At 66.9% G+C, this 18,479-nt stretch carries 26 protein-coding genes; 25 read left to right on the top strand and 1 reads right to left on the bottom strand.

Features of this window, described 5'->3' with window-relative positions:
- Positions 1-6: 6 nt before the first annotated feature.
- The 19 genes from ASF71_RS04160 to ASF71_RS04065 all read left to right on the top strand — a co-directional run bounded on the left by ASF71_RS04160 (position 7) and on the right by ASF71_RS04065 (position 12,384).
- Positions 7-708: a Rha family transcriptional regulator gene (locus ASF71_RS04160; protein ID WP_056295485.1), complete on the top strand. Its 702-nt coding sequence runs from the start codon at positions 7-9 to the stop codon at positions 706-708.
- Positions 705-1,202: a hypothetical protein gene (locus tag ASF71_RS04155; protein WP_056295482.1), complete on the top strand. Its 498-nt coding sequence runs from the start codon at positions 705-707 to the stop codon at positions 1,200-1,202. Before ASF71_RS04160 ends, ASF71_RS04155 begins: the two co-directional genes overlap by 4 nt.
- On the top strand, positions 1,199-1,783 hold the full coding sequence (locus ASF71_RS23440) for a hypothetical protein (RefSeq protein WP_056295479.1): 585 nt from the start codon (positions 1,199-1,201) through the stop codon (positions 1,781-1,783). The genes ASF71_RS04155 and ASF71_RS23440 overlap by 4 nt, the downstream gene beginning before the upstream one ends.
- Positions 1,784-2,122: 339 nt before the next feature.
- Positions 2,123-3,925: a hypothetical protein gene (locus ASF71_RS04145; protein ID WP_056295478.1), complete on the top strand. Its 1,803-nt coding sequence runs from the start codon at positions 2,123-2,125 to the stop codon at positions 3,923-3,925.
- Positions 3,926-4,357, top strand: coding sequence for a hypothetical protein (locus tag ASF71_RS04140; protein ID WP_056295475.1), 432 nt, complete (start codon positions 3,926-3,928; stop codon positions 4,355-4,357).
- A complete protein-coding gene (locus tag ASF71_RS04135; protein WP_056295472.1) occupies positions 4,344-4,571 on the top strand; it encodes a hypothetical protein in 228 nt (75 codons plus the stop codon). The genes ASF71_RS04140 and ASF71_RS04135 overlap by 14 nt, the downstream gene beginning before the upstream one ends.
- On the top strand, positions 4,568-4,981 hold the full coding sequence (locus ASF71_RS04130; protein ID WP_056295469.1) for a hypothetical protein: 414 nt from the start codon (positions 4,568-4,570) through the stop codon (positions 4,979-4,981). Before ASF71_RS04135 ends, ASF71_RS04130 begins: the two co-directional genes overlap by 4 nt.
- A 441-nt stretch (positions 4,982-5,422) precedes the next feature.
- Positions 5,423-5,857, top strand: coding sequence for a hypothetical protein (locus tag ASF71_RS04120; RefSeq protein ID WP_056295460.1), 435 nt, complete (start codon positions 5,423-5,425; stop codon positions 5,855-5,857).
- Positions 5,845-6,123 carry a hypothetical protein gene (locus ASF71_RS04115; protein ID WP_056295457.1) on the top strand — a complete coding sequence of 93 codons (279 nt, stop codon included), beginning with the start codon at positions 5,845-5,847 and terminating at the stop codon, positions 6,121-6,123. The genes ASF71_RS04120 and ASF71_RS04115 overlap by 13 nt, the downstream gene beginning before the upstream one ends.
- An 18-nt stretch (positions 6,124-6,141) precedes the next feature.
- Positions 6,142-6,444: a hypothetical protein gene (locus ASF71_RS04110; protein WP_056295454.1), complete on the top strand. Its 303-nt coding sequence runs from the start codon at positions 6,142-6,144 to the stop codon at positions 6,442-6,444.
- A 27-nt stretch (positions 6,445-6,471) separates the two neighbouring features.
- Positions 6,472-6,723: a hypothetical protein gene (locus tag ASF71_RS04105; RefSeq protein ID WP_056295451.1), complete on the top strand. Its 252-nt coding sequence runs from the start codon at positions 6,472-6,474 to the stop codon at positions 6,721-6,723.
- Positions 6,720-7,301 carry a hypothetical protein gene (locus tag ASF71_RS04100; protein WP_056295447.1) on the top strand — a complete coding sequence of 194 codons (582 nt, stop codon included), beginning with the start codon at positions 6,720-6,722 and terminating at the stop codon, positions 7,299-7,301. The genes ASF71_RS04105 and ASF71_RS04100 overlap by 4 nt, the downstream gene beginning before the upstream one ends.
- A gap of 92 nt (positions 7,302-7,393) precedes the next feature.
- Complete coding sequence (locus ASF71_RS04095) at positions 7,394-7,804, top strand: hypothetical protein (protein WP_156372598.1); 411 nt, start codon at positions 7,394-7,396, stop codon at positions 7,802-7,804.
- On the top strand, positions 7,801-8,367 hold the full coding sequence (locus tag ASF71_RS04090; protein ID WP_056295443.1) for a VRR-NUC domain-containing protein: 567 nt from the start codon (positions 7,801-7,803) through the stop codon (positions 8,365-8,367). The genes ASF71_RS04095 and ASF71_RS04090 overlap by 4 nt, the downstream gene beginning before the upstream one ends.
- Before the next feature lie 312 nt (positions 8,368-8,679).
- On the top strand, positions 8,680-9,978 hold the full coding sequence (locus ASF71_RS04085) for a TROVE domain-containing protein (RefSeq protein WP_056295439.1): 1,299 nt from the start codon (positions 8,680-8,682) through the stop codon (positions 9,976-9,978).
- Positions 9,979-10,140: 162 nt separating this feature from the next.
- On the top strand, positions 10,141-10,485 hold the full coding sequence (locus ASF71_RS04080) for a hypothetical protein (protein WP_156372597.1): 345 nt from the start codon (positions 10,141-10,143) through the stop codon (positions 10,483-10,485).
- Positions 10,482-10,721 (top strand): hypothetical protein, encoded by a 240-nt coding sequence (locus tag ASF71_RS04075; RefSeq protein ID WP_056295432.1) that lies wholly within the window; start codon positions 10,482-10,484, stop codon positions 10,719-10,721. Before ASF71_RS04080 ends, ASF71_RS04075 begins: the two co-directional genes overlap by 4 nt.
- Entirely contained in the window at positions 10,721-11,242 is a 522-nt protein-coding gene (locus ASF71_RS04070; protein WP_056295428.1) for a hypothetical protein, read from the top strand. Before ASF71_RS04075 ends, ASF71_RS04070 begins: the two co-directional genes overlap by 1 nt.
- Positions 11,239-12,384 (top strand): hypothetical protein, encoded by a 1,146-nt coding sequence (locus ASF71_RS04065; protein WP_056295425.1) that lies wholly within the window; start codon positions 11,239-11,241, stop codon positions 12,382-12,384. The genes ASF71_RS04070 and ASF71_RS04065 overlap by 4 nt, the downstream gene beginning before the upstream one ends.
- Positions 12,385-12,456: 72 nt before the next feature.
- Here the strand turns inward: ASF71_RS04065 and ASF71_RS04060 are convergent, their stop codons facing one another.
- Positions 12,457-13,395: a hypothetical protein gene (locus ASF71_RS04060; protein ID WP_156372596.1), complete on the bottom strand. Its 939-nt coding sequence runs from the start codon at positions 13,393-13,395 to the stop codon at positions 12,457-12,459.
- Positions 13,396-13,611: 216 nt separating this feature from the next.
- Here ASF71_RS04060 and ASF71_RS04055 point away from each other — a divergent pair, with 216 nt between their 5' ends.
- The 6 genes from ASF71_RS04055 (at position 13,612) to ASF71_RS04030 (ending at position 18,470) form a co-directional block, all read left to right on the top strand.
- Entirely contained in the window at positions 13,612-15,000 is a 1,389-nt protein-coding gene (locus ASF71_RS04055; RefSeq protein ID WP_082505507.1) for a DNA modification methylase, read from the top strand.
- Positions 14,997-15,575 carry a hypothetical protein gene (locus ASF71_RS04050; protein WP_056295416.1) on the top strand — a complete coding sequence of 193 codons (579 nt, stop codon included), beginning with the start codon at positions 14,997-14,999 and terminating at the stop codon, positions 15,573-15,575. The genes ASF71_RS04055 and ASF71_RS04050 overlap by 4 nt, the downstream gene beginning before the upstream one ends.
- Positions 15,572-16,645: a DNA cytosine methyltransferase gene (locus ASF71_RS04045; protein WP_082505505.1), complete on the top strand. Its 1,074-nt coding sequence runs from the start codon at positions 15,572-15,574 to the stop codon at positions 16,643-16,645. The genes ASF71_RS04050 and ASF71_RS04045 overlap by 4 nt, the downstream gene beginning before the upstream one ends.
- Before the next feature lie 17 nt (positions 16,646-16,662).
- Entirely contained in the window at positions 16,663-17,046 is a 384-nt protein-coding gene (locus ASF71_RS04040; RefSeq protein WP_056295404.1) for a hypothetical protein, read from the top strand.
- 256 nt (positions 17,047-17,302) lie between these two features.
- A complete protein-coding gene (locus ASF71_RS04035) occupies positions 17,303-17,764 on the top strand; it encodes a hypothetical protein (RefSeq protein ID WP_056295400.1) in 462 nt (153 codons plus the stop codon).
- 124 nt (positions 17,765-17,888) lie between these two features.
- A complete protein-coding gene (locus ASF71_RS04030; RefSeq protein WP_056295397.1) occupies positions 17,889-18,470 on the top strand; it encodes a hypothetical protein in 582 nt (193 codons plus the stop codon).
- Positions 18,471-18,479: the final 9 nt, after the last annotated feature.

Below are 18,479 nucleotides of genomic sequence, written 5' to 3'. Positions count from 1 at the left end.
CCCCCCATGACCAGCATCGCCATCGAGGCCTTCCACGGGGAGGCCCGCATCGACAGCCGAGACCTCGCGGCCGTCATGAACAATCACCACAAAAACGTCCTCAGCCTGCTCGACGATTACGTGAACGATTTCCAGACCATCGGAGCAATCGCGTTTGAAACGCGACCGGCCCCCGGTGGCGGCAAGCCCATCCGAATCGCCTTCCTCAACGAGGAGCAGTGCTACTTCCTGCTCACCCTCGTCCGCAACAGCGACACCACCGTCCCCATGAAGCGCCAGCTCGTCCAAGCATTCGCCGAGTTCAAGCGCCGCGCCCTTCCCCCAGCCGCCACCTTCCAGGGGGCCGTGGGCATGGACTTCCTCCAGCGGTTCGCCGGGAACACCATCCTGGCCATCCGGGAGCAGGCCACCCTCACCAAAGAGGAGGTCAAGACCGAGCTGCGCCAGGAGATTGCCGATGCCCTCGGCAGCCGCCCTATTCAGGGCAGTCAGCCTCAGGAGATCCATCGCCGTGTCCACGAACTCGCCCACCTCATGGGAGGCAAGCGCACGCACTACGCCGAGGCCTGGAGACGACTGAAGGACCGCTTCGGCATCGCCGCCTACCGCGACCTCCTCACCCATCAGTACGACGACGCCACCCACTTTCTCGACAAGCAGATCGACTCCTACCGGGACACCGAACCGCTGCTGGAGGGAGACCCATGAAAATCCTGGGTAAACCACTCTTTCAGGCGCTCCTGCAGGCCGCTGATCTGGAGCAGACCTACTCGGCCGACCAGCTGCGCCGCCGGGCAGTGACGGCCGTCCCGATCCGCTCGCTGTACACCACCTGCCGACGTCTGGTCGCCCACGGCTACCTCTGTGCGACCGGCAGCAGCCAACGCCGACGCTACCGCCTCACCCCGCTTGGCGCCGATTACCTGCGCGTTCTGAAGACGGCACTCCCCCTCCGCCTGTGCCGTGCCCTCAAAGGCGTCACCGCGGACCCCACCCCCCTGCGCGCGGTCGCGGACGCTGTCCGGCAGCCCCACGAGGTCCTCAGCCAGACCTACGACGCCCTGCACGCCCTCGCCGGACTCGACCTCGTCACCGTAGAGCTGCAGGACAGCGCTCGCAAGACGATCCGCCTCACCCCACTGGGCGCGACCACGCTGCCCGAGGCCGAGTTCGTTCTTGAGTTCCACCGCAAGGCTTCGTGACGCTGTTCGAGGCCTCCCCCAGTGCACCGGCTCCGGAGACGCTGACCGAGACCCTGATGCGGCTCCTCAGCCAGAGTCGGGAGGACGGCTCCCAGCCTGCCCACACGCTGGAGGACGGCCTGCGCCTCCGCGTGGGCACCGCCGAGGGCGAGTTCATCGCACTCAGCCGCCCAGGCGGCCGCCCCACCGACGAGGACGGGCAGCACGTCGCCCAGGCCACCGGCTGGCTCGCCTGGAGCACGAGCTGGGAAGAACGCGGCCACCGCTGGTACCTCGTCCTCAAACCCGAAGACCCCCCGCTCATCGAGGCCCCAGTCAAGGCCAAGGCGAAGGATGACGCTGAACCTCCGCCCCCACCCGAGGACCCGGAGTTTCCTGACGACGCCATCCGAGCCGCCCTCGTCGACCGCACCGCCCCCTGGCGGGCGGGCCTGAGCCCCTGGGGAATGGACATCCGGGACGACGTCGTGAAGGGAATGAAACGAGCAGAGCTGTTGGAGGAAATCTCTTGGCTCAGACGCAAATTCGGCCCCCAACTTCAAGCCTGGAAGCGCGCGCGAATTGCCGCAGCTTTAGCATGAGAATTTTGGTAAGCTGCCCCTACCCCGGTAAGGCCCCGATGACATCGGCCTGAAAGGCGAAGGCCCTAGTGCCTGAGAACACTAGGACCTTCAACAGCTACCAGAGTTTTGAACGGGCTCTGAACCAACTGACCCAGACGGGTTAGCGGCCTGCACATAGTTTAGACGGCCTATGTGCTGGGGTCAATCGTACAACCCCCAATCCGTGAAAGCGGAAGGCCCTCGCCACCCTAGAGGTGGAACCGTCCGAGGAAACGAAGTGTCCACAGAACAACAACTCAGCGGCCAAAGCGGCCGCACGGCCAGCCCTGCACGTCCCCTTCACCCGCAGGCCCGGCCATGACGCGCGAGCAACGGCCCACCCCCACGGTGGAGGCCATTGGACGCCTGCACCTCGAAGGCAACATCATCCCGCACAGCTTCTTCACCCGCCGCGAGTTCAAGAGTGAGAAAGGGGTCACCCAGCACCTGTCGATCATGATCTACGCCGATGACCTGTACTGGTACCGCCCCACCTACCACCGCGACGAAATGACCGGCCAGGTGTTGCGTGTTACCCGTAAGTTTGCGGCCGACAAGCTCCAGCGCGATTACGCCTATTACGCCAACCTCCTGGGCATCTCTAAAGTCCAGGCCACGGCCGCCGTAAAGTTCCTGGTCGACCGTGGCCTGATCACACGGGAGTTCCGGACCATTACCGGCAACAACGGTCGCCCCATTCCGAACGTGATGTTCGTCGAGCCAGTACCGGAAGCCCTGGAGGTCCTGCTCAAGGCGGACGAACCGGGGTCGCCCGGCTGGTTCTGGGTCGCGGAGTCGCCCAGACCGAATGTCAAGAAGGACCGCACTGAGGGCATCCCAGCAGTGGTATCCGGCACGGCGACGGCCGTCATGACTGCGGCACTGGGTGCCCCGGCAGAGGCTCCGGCTGAGGGGGGGGTATCCATAATAGAAGGGATACGTATCCCGAATAGAATGGATACCCTATCCCGAATAGACGCGATACGTATCCCGAATAGAATGGATACAAATACAGAGATCTCTTCAAAGATCTCTTCAGAGACTTCGAGCAGAGGAGTAGACGACGTTTCTGGACACGCACGCGCGACCTCACCGGAACGCTCCTCCTCGGGGGAGGCCGCTGGCCCAAACCCTGAAGGCCTGCGGAACCCGGTCACGCTGGAAGCTGGGCCTGGACCCCACGCTGAGGACCTGCCCTTCCTCGAACAGCCGACGGCTCCAGTCGACCCGGTAGAGCTGGAGGCGGCACTGGCCCGCCTGGGCTCGCCTGACGGCGCGGCCGCTAGCGCGTCCGGGGACCCCCCTCAGAAACTACGGGACGAGACTCAGCCCCCTGCACGCCAGGACGATCAGGCCACGGCCCTTGAACAGGTTCCGGGCGGCGGGGCGGCGGCGCGGCCGGACTGGCTGGAGGCCGTGGTGCCGGTAGCCGGGCTGCTGGACCGCCCGGCGGCTAAGCCGGGCAGCCCGACCTACCGCGCCCTGAAAGCGCTGGCTGGGAAGTCGCTGACGAAGTACCTGGGCGAGAAAACGCGCACGGGGCAGCTCCCCCGCTCGCGGTGGTTGCACCTCGAGCCGGGCGAGATCGACCGGGTCCGGGTGCTGGCCCAGGCGGAAGCGGAGGTGGGCAGCGAGAACATGATCACGCTGGCCCTGCGCGGCCTCGACCGCCTGATCGGCGCCGTGAAAGCCGAGGCGCCGGCCGAGAGCGGCGTCCCTGCGGCGGCCGCAAGCCAGGACCCCCAGCTCAAGACCGGGCAGCGCTGCACGGTCGCCGACCAGGTGGGCACCCTGACGCTCGGGGTGGTGCTGGAGGTCAACGCGGCGCGGTACAAGATCCGCTTCGACGACGGGAACGGCCGCAACGTGGACCGCACGGTGGCCGCCCAGCTGCGAACCCTGAAGGCCAGCAGCGCCCCGCTGCCGGCCACGACGCCGGAGCCCGAAGCCCCCTCTCCCCTGGTCCCGGCCGGGACGACGTGGCGGCGCGTGACAGGCAAGGGCGGCCCAGTTGGCGAGGAAGTCCAGGTCGAAGCCACCACCGGAGGACGCCGGAAGCTCAGCACAGGTCAGGAAATCAGCCTTCTGGAACTCCAGCGGAACTACGAGCAGGTGGTGTAGGTGACCTACAACCGCACGCTGGAAGGGCCGAAGCCTGACCAGGGATTTCTGGTGCGGGCGGGGGTCGTGGTGGTGGTCGGCATCGAGGAGACGGTGCTGCTGCCGGCCGGGGTGGTGTGGCCGGGCTCGGGGGCCCTGCCCGAGGAGCTGATGGCGTGGCTGGCGCCGGCACAGACGTTTCTGGGCGAGAAGGACGCGACGGTGTCCTGGGAGGCCTCCCCTCGGGAGGTCGAGTTCACGACCGCGCTGGTGCGGGTGCACCAACTGCGGAGCAAGGCCCCGCTGGCCGAGCGCCTGGAGCAGTTGGGCGAGTTGATCGATGTGGGGGTCCATTCCCAGTACGCCCTGGCGGCGATGCTGGGGGCACGCCGGGAGAGCCTGACCCACGGGCTGAGTACGTACCGGCTGAGGAACCGCCATGCTGCGGATTGAGGTGACGATGACCACCAGAACGCCGATGTACCGGCAGCAGGCCCCCGCGGGTCTGCACACCCATGACGAGTTGGAAGCGATGGGCCTGCGTCCCCGCCCGGGCGAGTTGCCTCGGGGGGTGCTCAAGGTCCGGGACGGCTGTGACGAGCGGATGACCGGCGTGTTTGGCCTTGACCAGGCGGAACCCATCGTGGGGCGGGCGGTGTCCGCGTGACGCCCCGGCAGAGCAAGTGGTTCATGGTGGGGTTCTGGCTGGTGATGCTGAGCACGGCCATCAGTTTTCTGGTCGACGAGGTGGGCGGGGTGCGGGCGCTGCTGCTGACCTTGCTGATCGTGGCGCTGGGGCAGATGGGGTACGGGGTGCTGTGCCGGCGGATGGGCAAGCCCAGTGCGGGGATGGTGTACCGCTTCGGGCCATTGCTGCTGCTGCCAGGGATGTTCCTTTTGAACGGAGCGGGGGGGCACCTGACGACAGTGGTGTTCGACGTCTGCCAGCTCCTGGCGGTGCTGGACTGGTCCGATGACGATATTGGCGGTTGGGGCCGGCGCCGCTGGGCGCAGATGAGGTCCGTGGTGAAGCGCTTTTCTAGGCCGGTAATGGGGGGTGTGACACCCCGAGTCTGAGAATATGACTCATCCTAGAAACCTACATCATCCCTTAATCTAAGGAGGTGAAGTGCTTCGAAACAACGCTGGGTCCCACACGGTATGCCGCTGTTGAGCTGGACGATGTCGCCTTCATTTACCCCCTGACCCCGCTTGAGGGCAGTGCACCTATGGAGTTCACGCCCAGGGCTTGGCTCCGCCAGATTTTGCCGGGTCTCCATCTGGAGGGCCGGGAGTTGTTCTCCAGTCTGTGGACGCCTGAGGCAGATCTGGACATGACTGATGAACAGAATGTCCGGTCGGCGATCCACCTGTACGGTTGTCCTGTTCATGCTGACCCGATCTTCTATGCCGCTGTAGGCGCGCCTTAACCTAACCCGCTTCTCAATCTGCTGCACCACCCCCTGCCCGCACCGGCCACCGCGCCGAGGCGGGCTTCTCATTGCCTGGAGGCTTGTCTTGACCCCCACTGAACCCACTGCCCCCGCGCTCGCCCTGGCTGCATGGTGGGCGGGCTTTCTCACCCGCATCGCCCCCCAGGACAACGGCGATGACAGCGCCACAGGCGGGCTGGCGGCCGTCCTGATGGTTGGCCTCGCCGCTCGTGAGTATCACACCCCCGAGGAGGCCGCCCGCTTCGAGGCTGCCCTGGCCCGCCACTTCCAGGCCCAGTTGAGCCGGAATGGCCGCTGCTCCGCCTGGACGGACTACGACCCCGACACGGTGCTGTGCGCTGCGGCCACCGAGGCCGGGATCGAGTTGAGCCGGCACAGCCTCCCCATCAAGTCCGGCAGCACTGGCAGCGAGCACACCGCCGAGGTCAAGCAGGGATACCGGGGTGACTGGCGCAGCATCTGGACCCGCGCTGAGGGAGGTACGCCGTGCCCCAGGTGATGTACAAGTATCCGCTCACGCCGCTGGACGAGGCCTCGGTCACCGTCCTGACCCTGCCAAGCTTCGCCCTTCCCCGCATGGCCGCCATGCAGAACGGGGAGCTGTGCCTGTGGATACAGGTCGACCCCGACAGTGCGCCGCTCGAGCGCGCCTTCGAAGTCTTTGGCACAGGCCAACCGCTGCCGTTGTACGCCACCTACATCGCCACCGTCCTGAACGGCCCGTTCGTCTGGCACATCTTCGAAGTGCCGCGGCCGACCGCCTAGGCCTCCTGAAAGGACCTCATGACCCCTGACCCCCACCACATCCAGGAGCATCAGCTGCTCGTGGAGAGTGCCCTGGCCCTCCCGCTCTCCCTCCACGCCGAAGTGGTCGCCGTCGGCGTCACTGGCCCCCAGCACCGCCCGACGATCTGGGTGCGTGTCGACCGCGCCGACCTCACGCCCCGCGTCCAGCGCGCCTTCGTACTCGTGCGCAATGGGATGCCCTTCCCGAGCGGCGCCCAGTACCGGGGCACCATCGCCGGTCCCTTCCGGGGCCCGGACGGCCACTTCGCCACCCGTCACGTCGTCGAGCTGCCCCGCTGAAGTTCCTGACCCCCAGGAGGTTGTGCCGTGCCCCACCTGCCCGAGTACAAGTTCATCCCCTCCCACCTCGCCACCAAGACCAAGCTCCGTGAGCGCGGCCTGGTGCCCACCGCTGACCCGGTCGCCGAGTACGCGTTCCGCTGCCCGGATGCAGGATGGCGGCGCGCCCCCCTCTACGACCTGAAGGACACCCGCAACGCCAAGGACGCTGAGGCGGCCCGCAAGCGCCGCCTGGCGAACATCCACGGCCAGTACTCGCTGTTCTCGGAGACCCCATGAAAAAGACCCCCAGCCTGTTCCGGCGTGCCTACGAGGGCGACCGCCGTGCGCGCGACGAGCTCGTGCCTGGCAGCGAGTGGGTCGCTGCCGGAGAAGGCCTCGCGCACCGCAAACTCGACGGCACCTGCTGCCTCGTCGAGGACGGCGTGTTCTACAAACGCTTCAACGCCGGCAAGGGCAAGGTGCCCCCGCCCGACTTCATGCCTGCCCAGCCGGACCCCGACCCGGTCACCACCCACTGGCCCGGCTGGGTGCCGGTGCTGCGCAAGGACCCGGCCAGCAAGTACCACGTGCAGGCCTGGGACCGGCAGTGCTTCTTCCTCCCGGACGGCACCTACGAGCTGATCGGCCCAAAGATCCAGGGCGGCGCCGAGGTGGACGTGCACCGGGGCTTCCCGACGCTGGTCGCGCACACCGACCTGCCGGTCCCGGACGCGCCGCGTGACTTCGCAGGCCTGCAGGCTTTCCTCGAGGCGCGGCCGACCTGGGAGGGGCTGGTCTGGCACCACCCCGACGGCCGCAAGGTCAAGGTCAAGCTCCGCGACTTCACCGGCATGGGTCGGGGCACCAGTGCGTGAGTACGGCGCAGGCCTGCGCCTCAGCGGGTAGGCCCCACTCCACTTTCCCTCTCCGCCCTCTCGACCAGGTCCCGACTGGAGAACGTTTCTTCTTGACCCCCACATTGCCGCAGCTCGCCGTCGTCCCTGCCCGTCTTTCCCTCGAGCTGCACTTCCTGAACGTCCTGACCGACGACCGCACCTCACCCACGTCGCGCATCGAGGCGCTGCGCCGTATCCGCGGGCGGTACCCGGATTACACCGCTCTGGGGAAGGAACCCGAGACCCCCACTGACCAGGCCGTGAAGGCCTGGAACCGCCTGATCGAGCGGCCGCCCGGGGGGCAACCCTATGTCGAGTTCGTGCAGCACGGCCACGCGCGGGGCTTCGTCCTCACCCCTGCTGGGGTAGAGCGCCGGGACACCATCTGGGAGAACCAGGTGTTCGCGCCCTTCCTGCGCCGGGTGCGCGACGCGCATGGCGACGCGGTGGCCGACGCGCTGCTGGCCCAGGAGCGCCGGTGAGCCGGGCGCTCGCGGCCAGGCTGCTGGCCCAGGCGGTGGCCGAGGACGAGGCCTACGCCTGCAAGCTGCATTCGGTCCAAGAAGAGCACTGGGACGAGAACGCCCACCAGATCCGCTTCATCACCTGGGCGGCCGAGACGTGGCCCACCCTGCCCGCCCTCGAGGGCTTTCACCACTCGCCGAACGGTGGCGCAAGGGCCAAGCGCACTGGGCGTGACGGCCGCCTGTACAGCCCCGAGGCGCTGCGCCTCCAGCTGATGGGGGTGCGTGCCGGGTACCCGGATCTGCTGCTCGACGTGGCGGTCGGGGACTGGCATGGGCTGCGCATTGAGCTCAAGGCCCTTGACGGGGAACTGAGCACGAACCAACGGCCCTGGCTGGTGCGCCTGCGTCGGGAGGGCTACTACGCCGACGTGGCGCGCGGCTGGCGCGATGCCCGCCGCCTCACCCTCGAGTACCTCTCCGGGCAGTTCACCGAGTACCGCTGGGCACCCCGGTTCGCCGATCGGCACCACACCCTTCCCCCCTATGCACTGAATGCGCGCAGTAGGCGCGCGAGGTAAGCATTTGGCTCCAACGCGTATAGGTCAACAGCGCTATTGGGGTTTCCAGCACACGTCGGTACTCTGAGCGAGCCTGAGTGGTGAAGGGCACGGTTACTTCTCTATCCAAGAAACCAACACCGTGTCCGTCCGTTCCCTCAGTGCACCCTTCGCCGGGTGGCGAAGTTCGCGGTTACTTCATTACGGATGACGGGGTTGCGGGTTCGAGTCCCGCCGGTCGCGCAAGCGCCGTAGCTCAACTGGTAGAGCACGATATACCGCGAACGCCTGTTCCCCCGGCGTTCTTTTTTTGCCCTCCGAGGAGGTGCCGCCATGAAACTGAACACCGCACATCGTCCCCAGCACGTCACGCACGAGGGCGCCCCCGCGCGCCGCATCACGCCTGAGCAGCAGCTTGCGCGTCTGGTGTCCAGCTGCCTGCTGTGGGAGAACACCTTCTATGTCGACGGCCAGACGGTCGCCGACCAGATCCGGGAGGCCGTGAAGGCCGTATCTCCCGAATATGCCGCCCAGACGGCAATCCGCGCACGCACTGAACTGAAGCTGCGGCATGTCCCCCTTCTGATCGTGCGCGAGATGGTCCGGCTGCCTGAGCACCGCGTCCTCGTTGCTGAGACACTTGCGGCCGTCATCCAGCGGCCCGATGAGCTGACCGAGTTCCTGGCGATCTATTGGAAGGATGGCCGGCAGCCCTTGAGTGGTCAGGTCAAGAAGGGCCTAGCGCGCGCCTTCCTGAAGTTCAGCGCCTACCAGTTGGCGAAATACAACCGCGACGGCGCAGTGCGGCTACGCGACGTGCTGTTTCTGACCCACCCCACGCCGCAGAACCAGGCTCAGGAGGAAACTTGGAAGGCACTGGTGGAAGGTACGCTGGCGGCGCCCGATACCTGGGAAGTGGCGTTGAGTGCGGGGGCGGACAAGGCCGAGACCTTCGCCCGGTTGCTCGACGAGCGTAAGCTCGGCGCGCTGGCCCTGCTGCGCAACCTGCGGGGAATGTTGGCAGCGGGTGTGGCGCAGGACCGTATACGCCGGGCACTGCAGGAGACCAACCCCGAGCGGGTCTTGCCCTTCCGTTTCATCACGGCTGCGCGCGCGGCGCCCACCCTGGAGCCTGAACTCGAACGCCTCATGTTGCGGGGCCTGGAAGGGATGCCTAAGCTAGTAGGGCACACTGTGCTGCTGTTGGATGCCAGTGGCAGTATGACTGGGAAGCTGAGCAGCAAGAGCGAGCTCAGCCGCTACGACGCGGCGGCGGCGCTGGCGATGCTGGCCCGCGAGCTCTGCGAGAGTGTGGAGATCTACACGTTCAGCGATGATCTGCGTCAGCACCGGGCACGCCGGGGCTTCGCGCTGCGTGACGAGCTGGGACCTACACGTGGAGCGACGTATCTGGGCGCTGCCGTACGTCAGATCAACACCCGCCCACACGACCGCCTGATCGTGTTCACCGACGAGCAGAGCCATGATCCGGTGCCCAATCCTAGAGGCCTGGGCTACCTCGTGAACGTGGCGACGAACAAGCACGGCGTGGGCTATGGCTCCTGGGTGCACGTAGACGGCTTTTCCGAGCAGGTCATGGCCTGGATTCAGGCCCACGAGGCGCAGGGCTAAGGCCCTTCCTCACAGTTCAGCTTCCTCCCTCCCCAGGCCCAGTGGTCTGGGGAGCGTCTTTGTTGCTGAGGTGCGCATGACCGTATTTCACGAGTACTACCCCTTCGACCTGAGCGTCACCACCCCGAGAGACTTCGGGTGCAACCAGTGGGAGCCCAAACCATGACTGACCCCACCCCCTCCTCGACCTTCAACGCGGTGCTGCACCTGGAGATCCGGCGCAAGGGCGCGCGCCCCGGTGTGCCCAACATCGAGCGCCGCGTGTACAGCGCCAAGATCGCGCGGAGCGCCGAGGACCTGGAGGCCCGCAACTGCACCCTGGAGCACGTCACCTACCAGGGCGACTATCAGCAGATCAACCGGCGTGAGCTAACCCTTGAGGGCTATGACCCGGAAACCGACACGGCGACGTACCGGGAGTCCGTCAAGGGCAGCGAGACCTGGTACGAGAAGCTCGGCCGCTTCGGCTGGGTACGCCGGCCGGATCTGGAGCGCGAGGAGCCGTGACGGACCCCCGCCCCTGGCTCCGAACCTGGGACGTGGAGGCCGAGCCTGTCCCTTCGCCACAGCCGCCCTGCCTCACGATCAGCGCCGTAAAGCGCGAGGCCAAGCGGCAGCGCGACGTGGCCCGCGCCGAGGGCCGCAAGCGTGCCCTGCCCGTGATCTATGAAGCCCTCGCCCAGGCGGCCGGTTATCCGTCCTGGGCCGTCTACCGCGCCGCACTGCGCGACCAGAGGACCTGATGAGCCGCAACAGAACCCCCCAGAGAAAGCCCGCCAAGCCGCTGTCGGACACGAACCGGGAGCGGCGTGCCCGCCGCGGGGAAAGGCAGGCCTCCCAGAAGCCCAAGCCCGCGCCGGCGACTGAGCCAGTGGCGCCGCAGCCCATGCCCGCCCAGGAGGCCGCCCTGCTGCCCACCTTCGCCCGTGAGCTGGTGCGCGTCGACCAACTGAATCCCGAGGAGGCCGTCCCGACCCTGCCGCCCACCGATCAGGCGGTCGAGGACCTGCTCGAGCAGCTCGGCAGTGCCCCACCCCCCGACCGTGCCGGGTTGCCCGCGGACCACCCGGCACACCGCTTGAGCACCGGCCAGTGGGTCCGCCTGCAGGTCACCCTGGAGGCGATGGGCCGGGGCGAGAACGCGTGGCGCGCGATGGAGGAAGTGCTGAGCTGCTCGGAGAAACTCGACAAGATCACGCGGCAGATCCTGGCCTTCGGCGAGGCGCCCGACCTCCGGCGCCGGACTTTCGGGGAGCCGGCGTGAGACCTGACCCCTACAGGCCCGAGGCGCGGCAGGTCGATGGGCTGGCGACCGATGCGCCGAAGTGGCTGCCTGACGACCCACCTGCCCCGGCGCCCGAGGCGCGCGCAGCGGCTCCCCTGCGGAACCTCGCGGCTTGCCCGGTCCAGGGGTGCGGGACCACCCTGCGTGAGGAGGCTGCGGGACCCGCCATCGGCTGCGCCGCACGCGAGCTGGTGATCGAACCGTCGCGGGCCTACCAGCCCTACGTCTGCCCCTGCCCCCGCCGCGCGCTGCTCACGGTCGGCCGAACGGAGCGCAAGGGTTGGACGCTGCGCGCGCACAAGCCCACGCGCGATGAGCGCGATGAGATCAACCTGCTGGCCTATGCCCTAGTGACTGGCCACGGCCGTCGCGACCACGCCCGGCGCCGCCCGGTCAACACGGCCCCCCACCTCACCAGTGCCGAGATGGATCAGGCCTTCCGCGCCTCGCACAGCCTCGCCCTTCAGGTGGTGGCTCAGGTGCTGGCCGGGCACCCGCAGCGCGCGCGCGAACTCGCCGAGCAGGCCAACGCCGCCGATTACGCGCATAGCCTGCACCGTCGCGCTTATCGCCGCGAGCATCGACTCGACCTGCGCGAAGGGCGTTGGCAGAACGCGGAGGAGTTCTGGATCGACGTTCACACCCCGGACCCGAAGCATCCCGGACAGCCCGGCTTCAGCTTGCGCCTGGTGCTGCACTTCCTGGCCCTATGGAACGAGCAGGAAGCCCGGTGGGATGTGGACGGCGCCGAGGAGATCGAACGGCGCGCAGGCCTGCAGGTGGGGGAGGATAGCTGGCGAGCCCTGATGGCGTTGCTGGTGTACCTCCGGAGCGAGACCGTCAACGAGGAGCGGCCCAATAAGCGTGGTCCGAAGGTAGACATCTACCACCTGATCTACCGGGTACATGGGGCGAGTCTGTTGTTGCGCGACCCGGTGCGGGATCGTTATCCGCGCGCCGTGCAGGCCCTTGAGGCGCTGCGTCGCACCCTCTCTCCCCTCCCCCCTCCGCCCCAGCAGTTGCCCCTGGTCTTCGAAACCGAGCCAGACTGGGTGGCCGATCTGCTGGACGAAGTCCCGGCTAATCCAGTATCCAGACGGCAGCGCCGCCGCCCACTGTAATGGGAAAGAGTTTCCACGGAAAAGGCCGTCCGGATTCGCCTGGACGGCCTCTCTCCTGCATGGGGCTCTCGGTTACTTCGTGCCCAGCAAGGTCCGATCCTTCAGCCAGCTCTCGACCGTCCCGATCTTGACTTCCTCGCCCAGGGCGTTGACCGTGACGACCGGGCAGTCCTTGATTTTGACGAACATGATGGACCGGCCAGAGCAGGCGCAGCCGCCCGGCGTGTGGCAGGTCTTGTCATAGGAGATACAGGTGTCACCACAGGGCTTGCTGTTCCGGCAGATCTTGCAGCACGTCGTGCCGCCACCACCAGGAGTACCCGTGAAGGTCACGATCGGCGCTTCCTTCCCCGCAGAGATGCCATTGGGTGTGACCGTACGGACCCTGTAGATGTACCGGGTACCAGAGGTTACGTTAGTGTCCGTGTAACTGGTTGTGGTCGAAGTCGTGATTTCGCTGTAGGTGCCGGACTCCGTCTTGCGGTCGAGCTTGTATCCAGTGGCCCCGGTGACGGATGACCAGATGACCGAGATGCTCGTGCTGTTGGCAGCGGCAGAGACGTAGGTGACGTCTGCCACAGGAGTGGGAACAGGCGTGGGGCTGGTCGAACCTCCGGTTACGGTCACGGTGAGTCTGGCCGTGGCCGTAACGGTCTGGCTTCGCCCAGTGACAGTGAGTTTGTACTCTCCGGCCGGCACGTTGACCGCACTGACTTTGAGTCCGGCGAGGGCTTCGGAGCCGCTGATGGGACTCTTGTCGAACACAACGCCCAATCCAGCCGGCATCCCTGTGACGGTGAAGTTGAGTGCCTCGGTATTCCCGCCCGTGCGGGTGACATTGATGCCTGTAGCGACCGCTGCCCCGTTGTTGACCACGGTTACTGCTTGGTCAGAGAGAGTGAAGGACGGCGTGACCACCGGGGTCTCGGGGGTAGGCGGGGTGGTGCCGCCCCCACAGGCCGTCAAGCCAAGCGCTGTCAATGCGATCACGCCTATCAAAATTTTCTTCATGCTCACCATCGTACAGGCGAGCTTCATTTGCCGCTCACGTATTTGACGGGGCTTCCCCTACCCGATGAAGTCGGGGACCTGTGTGGCCGTAAGCCAGCTTGACACCAAAGTCCAGATTTCCTATCTTGACACGTATAATCGCGCCTTAGTCTAACGTTGAACTTCCACTCGCCCCTGCCCTTCCGGTAGGGGCGGTTTTTTTGGCCTGCCCTGGAGGTGAGCCCCCTGACCACTGCTCCTGCGCCCGCCCCTGAGCCGGTGCGCATCCTCAACGTTGACACTGCTCTGATCAACCCCGCTAGCCTGACCCTCGCCGACCGCAACCCCCGGCGCGGCAACGTGCAGGAACTCGTCAAGTCCTTCCGCACCAACGGCTTCTGGGGCACCGTCATCGTCGACCGCGCCACCGGCCAGGTCCTCGCCGGCAACCACCGGGTCAAGGCTGCCCGTGAACCGGCCATGCCCGAGATCCCGGTCTCGTACATCCAGACCGACGATGCCTCCCACGCCAAACGCATCCTGCTGGCCGACAACCGCCTGAGCGACATCGCCAGCACCGATGTGGCGACCCTCGCGGAGCTGCTCACCGAACTCCAGCAGGCGCCCGGCGGCCTCGAGGGCACCGGGTACACCGAACTCGACCTCGCCCAGTTCGTGGCCGAACTCGGAGACGGCGTGTTCCAGGACGGCCTCATCGACGAGGACGAGGTGCCCGCGCTGCCCGAGGATGAGCAGGTCGTCAGCCGTGAGGGCGACGTCTGGCAGGTCGGCCCCCACCGCGTCGGCTGCGGCAGCAGCACGAGCGCCGAGCATGTGGCCCGGCTGATGAACGGCGCGCTCGCCAAACTGGTGTGGACCGACCCTCCGTACAACGTCGACTACGAGGGCAAGACCAAGGACCGGCTCAAGATCGCCAACGACGCCATGACGCCCGAGCAGTTCCAGGCCTTCCTGGGGGCGCTGTTCAAGACGACCCTGGACGTGACGGCGCCCGGCGCGTGCATCTACGTCGCCTACGCCGAGGTCGAAGCGCAGAACTTCCACGGCCAACTGCGCGCGGCGGGGTGGAAGTACTCGCAGACCATGATCTGGGTGAAGAATGCCGCCGTCATGGGCCGCCAGGACTACAACTGGCGTCACGAGCCCATCCTGTACGGCTGGAAGCCTGGCGCCGGCCACTTCTTCAACCGCGACTTTACCCAGACCACCGTGCTGGACGAGACGCCGAACTACAAGAAGATGAGCAGGGACGAGCTGGTCACCCTCCTCGAGGGGCAGCGCGACGCTCTGGCCACCACGGTGGTGTACGAGGACAAGCCCAACAGGAACGATCTGCACCCGACCATGAAGCCGGTGCGGCTGGTGCAGCGCTTCCTGATCGCGTCCAGCCTGCCCGGGCAGCTCGTGTACGACCCCTGCGCGGGCAGCGGGACGACCGGCGTGGCGGCGCACAAGACCAACCGGGCCGCGTGCCTGAACGATCTGGACCCGAAGTACGTGGACCGCATCGTGGACCGCCTCCAGCAGTTCACCGGCTTGAAGGCCGTGCGGCAGGACGGTCAGGGCTTCGACGCGTTGCGCGCCGAGAAAGGAATGAACGCATGACCCCAACGCTTTCGCATGAGCTGCGGCCACACACGCTGGTCGATCTCCAGGCCATCGTCTGGCAGGGCAACCCTCGCCGGCACGACCTCGAATCCATCCGCGACAGCGTGGTGCGCTTCGGGTACGTCGAGCCGCTCGCCATCGACGACACGAGCGGGCAGCTGGTCGCTGGGCACGGCGTGCTGGCCGCCCTGCTCATCGCCCAGGAGGATGGGCTGGACGCGCCCGAACGGGTGACGATCCAGGACGATCAGTGGGTGGTGCCGGTGCTGCACGTCCGCCTGGCACCTGGGGAGGCCGAGGCCTACTCGCTTTCTTCAGTCCGCACTCGCGAGCTGGGGTCGTGGGACGAGCGCCGGTTGATCGAGAGTCTGCGCGACATCCAGGCGAACACCGACCTCGGCCTCGCTGGCCTGGGGTGGTCGGACGAGGAACTCGCGGCCCTGATCGCCAAGTCTGACGGTGAGCTGCCCGCCTCGTTCACGGAACTGGCGCCAGATGCCCCTCCGGAGGGTGAGGGCGGGGGCAGCAAAGCCGTGACCTGCCCCCACTGCGGGCAGTCGTTCGTGCCTTGAGGCCGGTCAACACGTACGTCCAGCGCGTGGACGCCTACTGGGCCGATGCCCAGGCCGAGCGCGCGCCGGACGCGCCGACGTGCGTCAGTACCTTTGCTGGAGGCGGCGGCTCGTCGACGGGCTACCACATGGCCGGATTTCGGGAAGTGAAGGCGGTGGAGTGGGATGACCACGCGGTCGACACGCTGGGCCTGAACTACCCGCACCTCGACATCTACCACGGCGATATCGCCGCCATGAGCGTGGACGAGGTGCTCAGTAAAGCCGGTCTAAAAAAAGGGGAATTATCCCTCCTAGACGGCTCCCCGCCTTGCCAAGGGTTCTCTTTGATGGGCGGCCGCGCGCTTGATGATCCGCGCAATGGACTGTTCCGCGAGTACGTGCGGCTGCTCGACGGCCTGGCGCCCAAGACGTTCGTGATGGAGAACGTGAAGGGCATGACGCTGGGCAAGATGAAGGCCGTGTACCACGAGGCTATGACCGCCCTGCGCGGCGCTGGCCCTGGCTACCGCACGGTGTCCGGCATCCTGAACTCCGGGTACTTCGGGGTGCCCCAGCTGCGTGAACGCCTCATCGTCATCGGCGTCCGCGAGGACCTGGGCATCACGCCCACCCTGCCCGCGCCTGAGATGTGCCCCCCGACGGTGCGTGAGGCGCTGCGCGGTCTGGACAGTGGCCCGACCGGGTTCCAGATCCACGCGAACTTCCTGACCGCCTGGGGCCGGACCCTCCCCGGCCGTGACTTCAGTGACCTGCACGTCAAGGGCCACATGTTCAGTCACACGAAGATCCATCCGGACAAGGCCTCGCCCACGATCCTGAAAACCGTAGGCGTGCAGCGCGACGGGCAGGCCAACAACGGCCTGTACCACTGGCGGTACCCGCGCCTGCTCACGATTCCCGAACTCAAGCGGATCGGCAGCTTCCCGGACGCCTATCAGTTCGCCGAGTCGGGGGACGCCGTCAAGGACTTCAGCAATGCCTGGGCGAGGGTCGGCAACAGCGTGCCTCCCCTCATGACGCGTGCCATTGCCCGGCACATCCGCGCCACCATCCTCGACCGGGCCTGAGCGCCTAGGAGACCCCCATGACGACGAGCGTGCTGAATGATCCTGTCGCCCTGATGCTGACCGTATTTGCTGACCTCCACCCCACCATCGACGTGGTTGTGGAGTACATGCCCGACAAGCACATGTTCACGCCGCGCCAGCTTGCGGGGAGACGTGGTGCTGACCTTCCTGCTGGCGCTGCGGATCGTCCTTCCGCGGGGATTGCCTTGTTCCCGTTCGAAAAGGCTCCCGAGATCTGGCTGAACAGCGAGTTGTCCATCCAGGCGCTCCCGATGGTCCTGGCCGAACAGCTCGCTGTCGTGGTCACTGAAGACCCCGCCTCTGAACCCGCTGTCTTCGAGGCACTGAAAGCTGAGTTCGAGCGCCGGGTCGCTCCGCCGTTCGTCGCGCCTACCCCCTGAGCTCTCTGCCCAGCGCCCCCAGGACGCCGCCCCGCGACAGGGTGCGCGTGCCGGGCGCTGGGTCTGTCGCACCCCGGCCGCTGCGCTTTTCCGGGACCTGAGCGCGGCGGCCAGCGTGGTGGCAAGGTCCGGAACGCCCTGCGTCATGGAGCGTTCCGCGCTGGTTCAATTCCAGCGGCTACCCCCATATCCGCCCCTTTCCTTTTCCCCCATTTTCCGAGGTGAGGCCCCGCGCCTCCCCATCAGGAGGTGCATCATGGCCGGCCCCGGCCGCAAGACGAAACTGACCCCCGAGCTGCAGGCCCGCTTCATCCAGGCCCTGCGTGCGGGCAACTGGATTGAGACGAGCTGTGATTACGTCGGCATCCACCCCGACACGTACTACGAGTGGATGAACCGCGCCGAGGAGGGCGGTGCCCGGAACCAGATCTACGTCGAGTTCGCCCGCGCGGTGAAGACCGCGAAGGCCACGGCCGAGATCGAGAGCGTCGCCCGCATCCGCCTCGCGGGCAGCAAGGGCAACCTCAAGGCCGACATCTTCTTCCTTGAGCGCAGCCACCCGGAGCGCTGGGGTAAGAAACGCCTGGAGGTCACCGGCAAGGACGGTGCGCCCCTCAACCCGCCTCCGCCCCGGCTGGATCTCACCCAGCTGGACGACGACGAGCTCGAGGCCCTCGAAGGGATCGTGGCGCGCACCGCCGCCCGGCCCACCCACTAGGTCACCCAGGAGGTGATTTCCCATTGCCAGGAAGCAAGACGGGCCGGGTCGGCCCAGCAAGCTCGACCCGAAGCTCCATACCAAGATCGTCGGCCTGCTGCGGCGCGGCAACCCGGTCAGTGTCGTGTGCAGCCTGGTCGGGATCGGCGAACGGACCTACTACGACTGGATTGCGCGCGGCGAGGACGATCTCGACGCCGAGACCGACACCCCCTATTCCGCATTTTCGCAGGGGTGCAAGGAGGCTCAGGCCCGAGCGGAGGAAAAAGCCCTCCGGGTCGTCATGGACGCCGCCGCAGGAGGGCAGAAAACCACCAAAACGACCACCAAACGCAAGTACCTGGTGCAGCAGGAACCCGACCCCGACTACGGTCCCGGCAACGAGGACGAGCGGCGGATCATGGAGACCGACCGGGTCATGCTCGAAGAGGACGTCACCACCATCGTGGAGACCACCCTCCCCGACGCCCGCGCGGCCATGTGGTTCCTGGAACGCCGCAACCGCAAGGAATACGGCCGCACCGTGGGCCTCACCGGCGCGGACGGCACCGGCCCCGTGCAGGTCCAGCGCACCGGCAGCCTGCTGGAGCAGCTAGACGATGACGCGCTCGACTCGCTCGAAGCGATCCTCGCCAGCGCAGCAGGCGGAACTGCCCAGTCTGGCGGAAGTGCGGGCGGAGAAACTCCGGCGGGCAGCAAAACGTAGCCTCGCGGA

Origin of the sequence: Deinococcus sp. Leaf326 (assembly GCF_001424185.1) — a bacterium.
Taxonomy (GTDB): domain Bacteria; phylum Deinococcota; class Deinococci; order Deinococcales; family Deinococcaceae; genus Deinococcus.
The sequence above is the reverse complement of the archived record's forward strand: the minus strand, read 5'-3'. Positions and strand labels throughout refer to the sequence as shown.

Excerpts from the sequence above, each read along its gene's own strand:
- ASF71_RS04160 (WP_056295485.1), top strand. The coding sequence starts at position 7 with ATGACCAGCATCGCCATCGAGGCCTTCCACGGGGAGGCCCGCATCGAC.
- ASF71_RS04155 (WP_056295482.1), top strand. The coding sequence starts at position 705 with ATGAAAATCCTGGGTAAACCACTCTTTCAGGCGCTCCTGCAGGCCGCT.
- ASF71_RS04145 (WP_056295478.1), top strand. The coding sequence starts at position 2,123 with ATGACGCGCGAGCAACGGCCCACCCCCACGGTGGAGGCCATTGGACGC.
- ASF71_RS04135 (WP_056295472.1), top strand. The coding sequence starts at position 4,344 with ATGCTGCGGATTGAGGTGACGATGACCACCAGAACGCCGATGTACCGG.
- ASF71_RS04110 (WP_056295454.1), top strand. The coding sequence starts at position 6,142 with ATGACCCCTGACCCCCACCACATCCAGGAGCATCAGCTGCTCGTGGAG.
- ASF71_RS04100 (WP_056295447.1), top strand. The coding sequence starts at position 6,720 with ATGAAAAAGACCCCCAGCCTGTTCCGGCGTGCCTACGAGGGCGACCGC.
- ASF71_RS04085 (WP_056295439.1), top strand. The coding sequence starts at position 8,680 with ATGAAACTGAACACCGCACATCGTCCCCAGCACGTCACGCACGAGGGC.
- ASF71_RS04080 (WP_156372597.1), top strand. The coding sequence starts at position 10,141 with ATGACTGACCCCACCCCCTCCTCGACCTTCAACGCGGTGCTGCACCTG.
- ASF71_RS04070 (WP_056295428.1), top strand. The coding sequence starts at position 10,721 with ATGAGCCGCAACAGAACCCCCCAGAGAAAGCCCGCCAAGCCGCTGTCG.
- ASF71_RS04060 (WP_156372596.1), bottom strand. The coding sequence starts at position 13,395 with ATGAAGAAAATTTTGATAGGCGTGATCGCATTGACAGCGCTTGGCTTG.
- ASF71_RS04050 (WP_056295416.1), top strand. The coding sequence starts at position 14,997 with ATGACCCCAACGCTTTCGCATGAGCTGCGGCCACACACGCTGGTCGAT.
- ASF71_RS04040 (WP_056295404.1), top strand. The coding sequence starts at position 16,663 with ATGACGACGAGCGTGCTGAATGATCCTGTCGCCCTGATGCTGACCGTA.
- ASF71_RS04035 (WP_056295400.1), top strand. The coding sequence starts at position 17,303 with ATGGCCGGCCCCGGCCGCAAGACGAAACTGACCCCCGAGCTGCAGGCC.